The organism is Orenia metallireducens, from assembly GCF_003001995.1.
GTDB lineage: Bacteria > Bacillota > Halanaerobiia > Halobacteroidales > Halobacteroidaceae > Orenia > Orenia metallireducens_B.
Genome location: NZ_PVNB01000047.1, coordinates 1 through 13,242, shown reverse-complemented (window position 1 = coordinate 13,242; position 13,242 = coordinate 1). Strand labels below are relative to the sequence as shown.

General features: G+C 29.1%; 11 protein-coding genes. 1 reads left to right on the top strand and 10 read right to left on the bottom strand.

All coding sequences use genetic code 11. The features are described 5' to 3' along the window. Positions 1-755 precede the first annotated feature (755 nt). The 4 genes from BX659_RS17985 to BX659_RS17970 form a co-directional block, all read right to left on the bottom strand. Complete coding sequence (locus BX659_RS17985; RefSeq protein ID WP_097019615.1) at positions 756-1,226, bottom strand: DUF2975 domain-containing protein; 471 nt, start codon at positions 1,224-1,226, stop codon at positions 756-758. Positions 1,227-1,764: 538 nt separating this feature from the next. Then, positions 1,765-2,280 carry a GNAT family N-acetyltransferase gene (locus BX659_RS17980; protein ID WP_097019614.1) on the bottom strand — a complete coding sequence of 172 codons (516 nt, stop codon included), beginning with the start codon at positions 2,278-2,280 and terminating at the stop codon, positions 1,765-1,767. Between the two features lie 443 nt (positions 2,281-2,723). After that, entirely contained in the window at positions 2,724-3,542 is an 819-nt protein-coding gene (locus tag BX659_RS17975) for an alpha/beta fold hydrolase (RefSeq protein ID WP_097019613.1), read from the bottom strand. A gap of 652 nt (positions 3,543-4,194) precedes the next feature. Continuing rightward, a complete protein-coding gene (locus BX659_RS17970) occupies positions 4,195-4,656 on the bottom strand; it encodes a GNAT family N-acetyltransferase (protein ID WP_097019612.1) in 462 nt (153 codons plus the stop codon). A 403-nt stretch (positions 4,657-5,059) separates the two neighbouring features. Here BX659_RS17970 and BX659_RS17965 point away from each other — a divergent pair, with 403 nt between their 5' ends. Further along, positions 5,060-5,602 (top strand): hypothetical protein, encoded by a 543-nt coding sequence (locus BX659_RS17965; RefSeq protein ID WP_097019611.1) that lies wholly within the window; start codon positions 5,060-5,062, stop codon positions 5,600-5,602. A 740-nt stretch (positions 5,603-6,342) separates the two neighbouring features. Here the strand turns inward: BX659_RS17965 and BX659_RS17960 are convergent. The 6 genes from BX659_RS17960 to BX659_RS17935 form a co-directional block, all read right to left on the bottom strand. Next, the gene (locus tag BX659_RS17960) at positions 6,343-6,594 is read right to left on the bottom strand and encodes a helix-hairpin-helix domain-containing protein (RefSeq protein WP_097019610.1); all 252 of its coding nucleotides are present in this window, start codon (positions 6,592-6,594) and stop codon (positions 6,343-6,345) included. Next, a complete protein-coding gene (locus tag BX659_RS17955; RefSeq protein ID WP_097019609.1) occupies positions 6,584-6,862 on the bottom strand; it encodes a DUF3795 domain-containing protein in 279 nt (92 codons plus the stop codon). Before BX659_RS17955 ends, BX659_RS17960 begins: the two co-directional genes overlap by 11 nt. A 296-nt stretch (positions 6,863-7,158) precedes the next feature. Beyond that, positions 7,159-7,725 carry a histidine phosphatase family protein gene (locus BX659_RS17950; protein WP_097019608.1) on the bottom strand — a complete coding sequence of 189 codons (567 nt, stop codon included), beginning with the start codon at positions 7,723-7,725 and terminating at the stop codon, positions 7,159-7,161. Positions 7,726-8,509: 784 nt separating this feature from the next. Next, positions 8,510-8,971, bottom strand: coding sequence for a GNAT family N-acetyltransferase (locus BX659_RS17945; protein WP_097019607.1), 462 nt, complete (start codon positions 8,969-8,971; stop codon positions 8,510-8,512). A 428-nt stretch (positions 8,972-9,399) separates the two neighbouring features. After that, entirely contained in the window at positions 9,400-10,521 is a 1,122-nt protein-coding gene (locus tag BX659_RS17940) for a hypothetical protein (protein ID WP_097019606.1), read from the bottom strand. A gap of 357 nt (positions 10,522-10,878) precedes the next feature. Continuing rightward, positions 10,879-12,063 (bottom strand): ComEA family DNA-binding protein, encoded by a 1,185-nt coding sequence (locus tag BX659_RS17935; protein WP_097019605.1) that lies wholly within the window; start codon positions 12,061-12,063, stop codon positions 10,879-10,881. Positions 12,064-13,242: the final 1,179 nt, after the last annotated feature.

Below are 13,242 nucleotides of genomic sequence, written 5' to 3'. Positions count from 1 at the left end.
TAGTTTTTATTGACTATGATTATTATCTCTAGGATTTAGGTGTCTGACTTTGTTATTTTTAGGTAAATGTTTTATCTGATTTTTGTAAAGTGGTGTAAAATAATAATAAAGTAAAGATATATAACTTCAAAATATAAACATAGTTTTAAGAGGGATCATAGCCGTGAGGGTAGTCATATTAAATTATTTTAGTTGTACTTTACAACTGCACGATGAGATGCAGCATGCAGTCCGAGAACTGTATTTATTGCATACGTATATGGAGAATATGGGAATGATGTAGAAGGACTAATTGACCTCCTATAATGGGAGGTTTTTTATTGATGAGATAGGTTATTAGAATAATTTAGTAGGTAAATATTTTGTAATTTGCAGTATTGTTTAATCTTTTCTAAGTGAATATCTTGGGTAATCATCCCATCGTGGGTTTTTGATACTCTGATATAGGATATAGCTTTTTTCGTGAGATCACTCTTTCTAACAGGTTAAGATCTTCTTGTCAGTAAAGGTTTCTCTTGAATTGCCATTGACTAAAAGCCTGCTAATTATAGTTTCATTTCTAGTATTTCTATTATACTTAACTAGAGCAGTTTTACCTTTCTCTCCAAGGAGTGTGACTAGGGTAAAGTAACATCCTCTAAGGTTACTCCTTCTGCATTTTCATCATAATAGGTGATGTTTATAGTATCTGTTCCTATTATCTCATATGTAACTTCATATTTGGAAGTACTACTAGATGATGAAGAACCACTTATTCACCTCATATCATTTTTTATATCTATGCAATTTTTTAATAGCTTTTGAAGTAGGTTAGCAAAGACTGCGATAACCATTGGTGCAAAAATAAAGATTATTCCAATCAATATAACACCTGGGGCATCGTCTACCTCACCTACAATATAGAAAAGCGGCATTCCAACCACATACAATATACTGATTGTAGTTGCACATTTTTTTATATTCTTTAAAGCTTTTACCGATAATTCCGAGAAAGCTTTGTTCGTATCAATATAGCTTAAAAGTTTAAACATCTGATACAATGACACGAAAAATGGTATTGCTGACACATACATAATTGTTAAAATACCATATAGAATATAGGCCATTTTTGAGCTGCTTTTTGCTGCATCCTTAGCTACCCAAGGTAACCCAAATATACAGAAAGCGAGAATTAGAATTCCAATAAGAATAACAGCTATCTTTAAAAAGAGTGTTTCTCGTTTCATAAAAACACCTCACTTATTTATTTGATTCTTATTTTTATCGTTTATCAATGATTTTGTATTTTTATTCAATATATTTTGTTGATATGCTCTATATATCCTAATAAAAAATAGTATTCCTGATTTGCACAGAAATACTCTCCTAATTTTAAACTTATTATTTTTTTCACTAAGCAGGGTAGGGAAGAGAAGGGAAAACCACAATATTTCTAATAAGTTGGTTGTTAGATTATTTATTATATTGACTGAAATAGTTATGTAAAGACTACTGGAAGAGGGTAGTCTTTATTTAATTAGAGTACAGATATAAGCTGGTTTAGACTAAAAATTAAGTTTGCTGAAAGGTAAGCTTGTTTTGTTATGCCTATTTTAGTTATTTGAATAAATTAAAATTTATTCTTGACTTTTATTAGCTGGTTTAGATAAAGTTGCGTCTTTACATTTATTGACTTAACCCATATATGATATTTTCAATAATAAGTACATAATAAAATATCTATTAAATGTTATTAGGCAAAATTTAATCTTAATATCTTATTATTTAATTTGAATTTTTATATTCTTTTTCCAAGATAGACATAACTATTAATGATACAAATTTTTCATTATATAAAATACACTCTCGTAAAACCCCTTCTTTATTAAACCCTTCTGACTTATAAACATTCTGAGCTCTTTCATTAAACTCTCTCACATCCAACCATAGTCTATGTGCATTAAGACGTTCAAAAACTAATTTTTTAATCAAATTTAAGAATTCTTTGCCAAATTCTTTCCCTTTATCAATAACTACAATCCTTTTTAATTCTATACTTTTATTTTCGTTATTAATTCCTGCAAGAATTGCATAACCAATTTTCTTATTTTGCTTAAAATCATCAATTATCAAATGTATAATATCTGTATTTAAAAGTGATTTTAAATGCTCTTCCTTTGTCCATTGTCCAACATAAGGGCTATTGTCACTATCTTGTTCAGCCTTTAATACAAAATTAATATCTTCCTTCTGAGTATACCTCAAAATAACTCTATTAGATTTTTCAATACTTTCTTTCATAGTTAAACTCATCTCCTCTCAATAGAATTTTTAACTAAACATTAGCAATTTCATCTAACTATTATCTTCCCGACATTCTCATATACTCAATATATTGTGTTATTTCCGATATATCATGTCGCAAATACCTTTGATTGATGAGTCTTTACGAAGTATATCGGGAATATTTACTTTAATAACCATCTATAATATCAACATCACAATTACTTTCCTCCCCAAGCAGAGCAGGGGAGAGGTGCTCACAATACTTCTAACAAAAATAATATGTATTACCACACTATAATTAGCAACAATACCAATAGGAGAGGATGGTCAATGTTAAATAAGCTTAAAGGTGAAGGTATAGAAATAATGTTATTGATTGTTAGCTTAACCGTAAACTCATTGTTATTAGGAAGTAGTGAGATTTTTTTAGTCCTATAATCATTCATGTAATAAAAATATTATAATTCTACTACCCTTTTAAGCCATTCATTAGTTAATGAATTAAATACTTTCTCCTGTTCAATCTGTAAATTATGTCCTGCTCTATCTAGTACAGCAAAAGTTCCTCTTGGATAATTTTCCAAAATACCCCATGCATCCTTGTAACCTACACAAGAATCTTGTTTTCCTAATATTATAAGAGCAGGCTTATCAAATGTCTTATTTACTTTATCTACATCAAATGAAAATTCATAGCTATTTTCTTGTATTTTGTTTAAAAATTTATTATCTGCCATTTTAACGCCGGGTATTATTTCATTTTTATATCTATCATAGATTTCCTCACTTTGAACCACTGACATAGAATTAAAGCCTTTAGCATTCTCTGGTGTAAGTTTATCCAATACCTTATTGTCTTTTAATAAAACAACATGCTCAGGAACTTTTCGTTTCTTATGATCTGCTATTATAACTGGACAAATTAATAAAACTCCATCTACTCTATCACCCATTTTATAAATTACTCCTCTTGACAAATAACCTCCATAAGATTCACCTACAAGTAGAAAATTTTCATTTGGAATAATTTTTTCAATAAACTCTATTACAACATCCAACATTATATCAGAATTAGTAATCCATTCTGCACTATCTGATTTCCCCATACCTGGTAAATCAATATATATTCTTTTATACTTGTCTTTGCTATTAAATACAGGCTCCATACATCCAGTCATTAATCTATGATCTACTGAATAACCATGTATAATAATAATTGGCTTCCCCGCACCTTTTATTTCATAATTTATAGATATATCTTTTATCTTGCATTGCATCTTTTCTCATCCTTTACTATTATATTATTTTGCAAAAAACAGCCCACATATTACTATTTTCTATAACTTTTTAGATTTACGACACCAGTATCGTAAAGCGTCTATATACAGAGGTATTTACGAAGATGATGTCGTAAATATTTCTTTTAATTAATTTTTTAATCAATATCACAATTACTTTCCTCCCCAAACAGAGTAGGGGAGGGGTAATCAATACACTCCTAAAGTACGCAAGGACGGTCAACCGGTTACAACTGTCCATCATGACCGTTCTTGTCCATATAAACATAAAATTAATTCAAATTATTTAGAATAATAGCATAATCGATATTTATAATTTTAATGTTAGGAGCTGTGTTAGTTTCTGCAATGGTGCTAACTTTAAGGATGATGATGTAAAGGCTACTGGAAGAGTGAGTCTTTATGCGTAGGCTCAAAGTCTGGTGCTCTAACTTAGGATGACGTTTGTTTTCCCAGTTTGCTCATCCTTTCGTCTATGAGTGTCACAATATCTCATCCATATTAGATTCCCAAACCCCGCTTCTTCAAACCGTACGTGCGGTTTTCCTGCATCCGGCTTTCCTATTAACTTCATCGTACCTCCTATAAGTTTAGACTGTTTTAACTTTCAATATAGTATATAAGTCAACTTCTAACCCATTATTTTCTCATATTCATATAAGCGAAATTCACTTCCCTCTTCTGGTTTTGTTTCAGAAACTTTTTTATACCCCATTTTTTCGTAAAAATGATGATTTCTATAGCTTAAATATGGAGTATCCAATGACCATTTCTTCACATAATTAAATTCCTTCTCTATGAATTTAATCGCTAAGGTACCTATCCCTTTATTTTGATAGTCTGGATGTATAAATATGTTACCCAATCTAAAGTGATTGTTTCCTCTGTTAAATATAACAAAACCACCTATAATTTTATTTCTATTAAGTATTTTATAACAGAGCTCATTTTTAATTAGATTTCTTTGAATATCTAAAGAGTCATGCCCACTTGGTCCAGATCCATATAATAATACATCTTCTTTAAAGGCTTCAATTTTTACTTTTACCAACTCGTTTGCATCTTCAAGCATAGCTTGTTTAAACAATATCATTTTCAATGCCTCCAATATATAAATAAAAGTTAAGTTTATCTAATCAAAGTATAAAAAGATCCAAAAGGAATACCGAAATGAAGTATGCTATTTCGTCTAACGTTCCTGGGGTTCGCGACGTTCCAGCTCCCCCCTTAATTCACATTATAACTGCTGAATTTCATAAGTCACCCCTTGTCCCACTTATAACCGCAAAGCCTGAATGTCGCTAACTCCATGTTATATGATGTATAATTTTTACTATTATAAATATCAATAAATTGCTTATAATGTTTTTCGATATTCTACTTTTTTTCGTGAATAAGTTTTTTTTATATTAATTTGATATTTTTTTCGAGATTCGAACATTATAATAATATAAACTAATTACAAAATCAATTTCTTAATCGGAGGTGTAGATGAATTGCAAATTTCTACTTATAAGTCCTTAAGTTCTTTAGTTGGATATTATCTTGAAACTAATGCATTAAATCAAAGACCAAAAACTGATATCGCAAAAAAATATGATTTAGCACGTAGTACTCCTTATTCTAATGATGAAAGCAGTGTGCTTTATACTTTTTTAAAAAAAGTTTCCTTAAAAGATCAAATTAATTTTTTAAATCAATTTGATAAAAAGGAAATAATAGAAATATTTAATCATTTCAAAAAGGTAGCAATGGAAGACAAAAATAATTCTGAATCTGAAGATGATTATCAAAAATATGATGATTACATGAATCTATTACAAGAATTAAAACATGAATATGAAACTGATACTTCAAAACTTAATGATTTAAATAATATTTCAAAAGAAAATTTTATAAGTTTATTTAATAATAAAAAAATGATATCATCTCTAATAGAAGCTTATTCTTATAAAATTGATTATGAGAAATATCTTGCTGAAGCATGTTATAAAAATGAAAAATTATTTGAAAAAGTTGTTTTTGATATACTAAATTAAAATAAAAGTTTAAAAATGTCTATTGAACTATCTAAATCAAAAAATTCTAACTCATATTTATTAATAAATATGAGTTTTCTAAAAACCACATCCATTAGTAAATTAAACTTTATACTGAAATAGAAAATAAACTAACAATAAAATTTAAAATAGTTTATTAAGATCACCTTACTACTAAGAAATACATTTTGAAACTAAATTCAAATTAATGGATGGGTTTATTTTAAACTAAATAATTGAAACCTACATAAATTTATCTTAAAAATTATATTTCATATAACTATTATTTTCCCGACATTCGCATATACTCAATTTAATATCAATATCACAATTACTTTCCTCCTCAAACAGAGTAGGGGGATGAGTAATGTCAAATAAGCTCAAAGATGAAAGTAGTGGAGCTAGTGTAGAAGTATTGTTGTTGATTGTTAGCTTATTGGTTATAGTGACTAAAGTGGTAATGTGAAGACTACTGGAAGAGGGTAGTCGTTATATGACGTCCCCTTTAATGCCCCAATTATCAAGATAAACCTTTAATTCTTACATAAGTCAGCCCCAACCTTCAATTATGCTCATCAATTGTGATGTCGCTAATCTCATGTATCTGAAGTCGCTCGGTTTTAGATTAAACTTATCTTTTATAATTAGTTTTAAACATTCTCTATTGTTTGTTAAACAAATAATTTTTTTCTTAATATTATTTAAAATTACTCTAGATAATACGAATATAAACCTATCTATTATTTATCTTTCCAATTCCACCATTTCAATTTTTCAGGATCATGTATTTCATTCTCTGCGTAATATACTGCACAGCGAAATACATATAATTGACATCTATCTACTTGATATCCTTTTATATCACAATGCATTTCATATATAAACTCTGGATCTTCACCTATTAGCGATTCAATACTATTATATCCCATTTTAACTAAAGCAAGTTCAGTCACTGTGCCTACACCTGGGATCTCTTGTAAATCAGTTTGCATTTGACTCTCCCTCTTTCATCCATTTCCTACACTGTTCTATCCTCTTACCATCATCCCCTTGTTCTTGATCATAAGAAAACTTCTCTAATAACTCACAAGGAAATATATCACATCCTCCACAATGTAAAAAACTTTTTTCTTCACAACAAGACTTAAGAGGACACTTTTCTCCCCAAAAGGGCTTATCAATATTTAAACATCCTTTACAGTTTACATCTTCTTTGTAATTACATTCGTTACATAATATACCACACCTTGATTCTATCACCTTAATTCCCCCTTTAAATTATTTAATCTTTTTTAAGATAATTCTATAGATACTCTTTTTCATAAAACATACTTTTCTTATACTCTAATATCAAAAATTATAACTATTTGTACTTGCACTTAGCGATTTCAGATAACGTTCCTGGGGTTCGCGACGTTCACGCTACCCCACTCAATCTACATTCTAACCACTGAATTTCATAAGTCATCTCTAGCCCCACTTTTAACCAATAAGCTGAATGTCGCTAACTCCATGTTAGGTGATGTAGATGCTGCTTTAAGGCTTCATTAAAGCCTCTAAAACTTTATTTGTTTTATACTTTTAATATTTTCCTCTTCAAAACTCAATAAAAACATGTCCGGCATTTTAATGCTTTTCCAAAATTCATAATCATATTTTTTATCAAAATAATTTAAAATTAATCCTAGCCAAGTTCCATGTGTTCCAATTATTATACTTTTACCTTCATTTTCTTCAACTACTGTTTTTAAAGCTTTTATACCTCTTTCTTGCACTTCTTTTAAAGACTCTCCGCCTTCTAAAAAGTAGTTAAAATCTTCCCATTGATGCTTTACAAATTTACTAAATTCTTTATCATCTAGGTATTTATTTGAAACTTTTCTCTCTCTAAAATCATCTATTAATTCAATATCTAAACCTTTAGTATTAGCTACACCTTCTATAGTATGTACTGCTCTAGTATAAGGGCTTGATAAAACCCTATTGATATTTACTTTTTTAAAATATTTTGTTATTTTTTCAACATCTTCTTTTCCTTTTTTAGATAATGGTCGATGGAAATCATCATCATGTGGGACATACTTGCTTTGAGCATGTCTAACTAAATAAATCTTTGTTGTCATTTAATATCTCACCTCTTAACTTCCTAAAAACTAGTCTATATTATCAAGTACAAATTTCTGTTTTAAACATATGATTCTTAACATTATAGCTTTAGGATTCCCATAGCATCTATTTCACCTAACTATTATCTTCCCGACATTCGCATATACTCAATATATTGTGTTATTCCCGATATACCATGTCGCAAATAACTCTAATTGATGAGTTTTTGCGAAGTATGTCGGGAATATTTACTTTAATAACCATCTATAATATCAATATCACAATTACTTTCCTCCTCAAGCAGAGTAGTGGAGAGGTAGTCAAAATACTCCTAACAAAAATCATATGTATCATTCCACCATAATTGGCAACAATACCAATAGGAGGGGATGAGTAATGTTAAATAAGCTTATAAATAAGCTCAAAGATGAAAATAGTGGAGCTAGTATAGACGTACTGTTGTTGATTGTTAGCTTGTTTATTATAGTCACTACAGTGGTAATGTGAAGACTACTGGAAGAGGGTAGTCTTTACGTTCCGAGGGTTCCCGACGTGCTCGTGCTGTTATGCCTGAAGCAAAGTTTGTTCCCCAATACTTACCTAATTCATTGCAAACTTTGTGACAGAGAGCATGTCCGAAGGCAGGCTGTTCTTTAGCCGTAGGGGAAACCCTCTGTTATGTGACGTACGGAAATACCTCAAATATAATTTCTATCTTGTTTAAAATTAAATTTGAAATTCTATAAATATAAAATCTGGGTTGTCCTTTTGAAAATAAAATATTGAATAAAACAAGATACATTATAATTTCTTGCCAAAATAATAATCGTCTAAATTATTTAAACTAAAATCGAGCATTCGAGCTTCAAATTGATAATCCATCATTATCCAAAAACATACTGCACTTTTATTATTAGGTGAAGTTTTTACATATAATTTTCTTATATCTTCTCTTTTAGCATATTCTTCTATATAGTCAACTAACTTGTTCCCTAATCCTATTCTACGAAATTTTTTGTCTATTGCTAACCAAACAATTTCTGCAACCCTATTAGCACCTTCAAAAGAATCTCTTTTTAATACACTAAAACCTGCAACGATATTTTGTTCAAGAATCACTAATGTTTTAAACTTATTATTTTCAAACAAATCATTTACAACTTGTTTAGCTACCTTTTCAGGATTCTTATCACCTATCATATCTATGATTAAATTAATAATTTTAGTACGATCATCATTACTTGCATTTCTAATATTTGACATCAATATTCCCCCAATGTAAACCTAGTATGTCGTTAATATTCTTTTAAATAAATTATTTAATTAATATCACAACTATTCCGCTCCCAAACAGAGTAGGGGAGAGGTAGTCACAATACTCCTAACAAAATTAATATGTATCATCCCACCATAATTGGTAACAATACCAATAGGAGGGGATGAGTAATGTTAAATAAGTTCAAAGATGAAAGCAGTGGAGCTAGTATAGAAATAATGTTGCTGATTGTTAGTTTATCTATTATAGTGACTAAAGTGGTAATGTGAAGACTACTGGAAGAGGGTGGTCTTTATATGACGTCCCTGGGCTTCGCGACGTCCCCGCCAATGCTCCAATATCTAATCAAACCACAAAATCTAACATAAGTCAGCCCAACTTTCATTTATACACCTCTACTAGGATGTCGCTAAGGTCATGTTATCTGATGTAGTACATTACCAATCTGACTTAAATATTTTACAATATCTTCTTTAAAATAAACTATTAATATAATGAATATAATTACTAAAAATAAGCTCATCCAATATCTATCTTCTTCAAATTTCTCTCCTGGAAAATTAAATATTAATCTTTTTATTATGTAAAACATAACACTTATTACAAATATTAATGAAAAATTTAATATTATTATGTTTTTAGAAAAAGAACCATCTATTTTAGGAATAGTGTTTATATTTACTCCTATAACTGAAAATGCTCCTACTAAAATAGATAAAATAGTAACTATATCTTTATAAAAAGAATCAATTTTATTTTTATGATTTTTAAATTCCTCTTTAATATTTTTATATATAGTTTTAAAATTCTCTTTACTTTTTTCTTGTTCTTTTTTTGTTTCTTTTAAATCATTCATTAATTGTTTATTTTCTTCTAATAAATTAATATTTATCGAGTTCATTCCTTTATTTGATAAAGATGCCATCCCATCGCCTGAGCATACAATTTCCATTAAACTTCCAAATTCAATCATTTTATTATAAATAATTTCAGCAGAATCTTCCTTCTCAAATATGAGAAAATTATTAATTAGTAACTCTTCGTCATCTTTTTCACATAAAACAGCACTATTAAATAATTCTTTATGATAAACAAATAAGTACTTTAATTTATGGTGCAATGGCATTGTTTTAAGCATAATATGGTTAGAATAATCTCCTTCGCCATCTATATCAATTTCATCTATATTAACTGGATCTATTCTTTGCAGATAACCATGTATATATAATACTTTTAAATAAAAATAAAATTTTTCTTCATCATTCATATCTAAAGATTCAAATATTTCATAGTTCACTTTCGCTTTATGTGGCTTATCTGGATTTTGACTAAATAGTTCTACTGATGTACTTTCTAAAGCATAAGCCTTCAGTATTTCAATTGAAATTGCTCCTTTTTCGGTTGGGTTTTTTATAGAACAACTTCTATATCGTTTGAAATTGTCAATCGTTTTTTTCCATTCATCTTTTAACAATTTGATAACTTGATTTTCTGTTAGATTTTTCAATTCTTTTTGGCTTAAATTATTAAGTACCATAAAAATTACTCCTATCTATTTTTTATTTCACTACATATAATCTATGTCAGATAACTTTTATATTAACGACACTAGTGTCGTTAATACTCTATATATCAAGATATTAATGAACCAAATGTCGTTAATACTCCTTTAAATAAATTTCCAATTTGATATCATAAGTATGCATCTCACCAAGCAGAGCAGGGGAGAGGTAGTCAAAATATTCCTAACAAAAATCATATGTGTCATCCCGCTATAATTGGCAACAATACCAATAGGAAGGGATGAGTAATGTTAAATAAGCTTATAAATAAGCTCAAAGATGAAAATAGTGGAGCTATTATAGACGTACTGTTATGTGATGTTTTACTTTTATCAATTAAACGAAAAATTTTTCTTTACTTTCTCAATTGTTTTAGGACCAATCCCTTTTATTTTTTGTAAATCTTCTGGTTTAAATATCTCATTTTTTATTCTAAATCGAACAATTCTCTTAGCTAAACTTCTACTTATATTCAGAAGACTTTCTAATTCATCTAATGAAGCAGTAAATATAGTTAACTCTTCTTTTTTACTAACTTCCTCTTTATCTATATAATTTATTATATCAGCTAACGTTAAATATGTGTGCAATACAACTTTTACAGCCTCAATTCTATTTATTTCTGAGTGGACACCTTTATTAGTCAATTTATGTACACTTTCTAAGTAAATTCCCAAATGGTCTACATGAGATTTTGCTAATTTTTTATTACTTTCACTTTCAATAGCTTCGTCCATAAATGCCCAAATCCTATTAATATATTGACCTTTACCTAATTTTCTACCATTGACCTTTTCATCTTTTGCTGGATATAATACATCAGCCAAATTTTCTATAAACCTTCTACATGTAGTTAATGCTTGAGACCAACTTTCTTTATTATCTTTAGATACAGATTGAAAAGCTAACATTATTTTTTCTGCTAATTCTGGATTCAAATCCAATAACTTATCATCTATTTCATCTTTTAAAGTATCCATAACAGTTTTAGGTGTATTTGAAAATAATAAGTTATTGTATAATTTTGTGGCTTTCTCATGTGCTGCTTTTTTTGTATAGCTAAGGTTTTTATAAAGATTTGTTTTATAATAAGTACCATCATTTCCTTTTTTATTTCTAACCAAATCATTATACCTTTCTTCTATAAATCCTATATTCTGGTAGCCACCACCTGATTTTGCTGCCTTAGCATCAATTTCTTCTAAAAAACCATCAAAATTAATTTTAAAACCTACTTCTAATAATTGATCTGTTGCTTCATTGACTTCTTTATTACTTTCTTCATCCTTCTTCTCAATCCAATTTTGTAATTTATTAATATAATTGTCCAAAGGTCTCTTATATCTTTGATCACCTAGCTGTGCTTTACACCATACAATTATTTTTTCATCATTTAAAATTTCAGCGGCTCTTAATAACTTCTGAATTCCAGTTTGTATACTCCCTTTAGAAGATTCTAATTCCTCAAGAGAATTTTTTAACAAATTAATTGCTTCTGATGTTGGTAACGAAATCATTTTTATTCCCCCCTTAGTAAAATGTCACATAACGTCCCAGAGGTTCGCGACGCCCCTCCCCACTGCATTTATGTCTTATCTAACCACTAAGTCTCACATAAATCACCCCATCCTACTACTCCCCACTTAATCTAGGGTGTAGCTAACGTCTTGTTATGTGATGGAATCGGCGTCAATCAAAGCTCAAGACTGGTTTGCCTGTCACCAATCTGACATAAAAAAATCATATTTTGAGCAATTAGTTATCTTCTTCTATCCTCTAAATTCTGATTAAACACCTTTCTAAATTGAGACTCCAGCCAGACAAAACCCTTACCACTAAATTTAATTGCCTAATCTACTTCTCACATTTAAAAGCAGATATTTATCTTAATATACCAAATTATTACTTTATTAATTATAAAAGTCACCCTATCCACCAAACAGATTAAACCACTAACATTTATATCACAATCTTCTTTGCTAACTAATAAAAAAGTTCTTTTTGGCTGGCTGGTCACGTTATCATACAAGCTCAAAAACTTTCACCCTTAACCTTTTAAGTGAAATATCAAAATCATCAACCAACCACCATGCAAGACTTAGCCGATTCTTTCACATAACTCTTGTATTAACGACACTAGTGTCGTTAATACTCTATATACAGAGGTATTTACGAAGTTGATGTCGTTAATATTTCTTTTAAATAAATCTTTTATCTATCATTAATATCATAAGTTTCTCCCCAAAACGGAGTAGGGCAGGGTACCCAACCTAACACAATCCCTCACCATACCACAATCTTCGCAACTAAGCTAAAATAAAAAAGTTTGACCATCATTTATTACTGGTTTACTCACTTTTCCGACATCAAATATTAATTACCGACATAATACATTAATGTTAAAAATATCCCAAGTAATTATAAATAAAAACTTAGCAATTTGCTAAGTTAATATCAATTTCAATTTTACATCTTAAATATGTACTGTGGAGTACATATTTTTGAATATGCATTGTAGAATACATATAAACTTAATTAGTACAATTTTACTTCCGTTTAGCAATATTACTCATGACTTCACTACCTAATTCTAGCCAATCCTGACTTTCCCCCTGTTTGTGAGACAGTAAGTTAAGGTATATAATATAATCATTCAAGGGGGAATAAAAATGACTGAATCTAAAAGAACATATGAT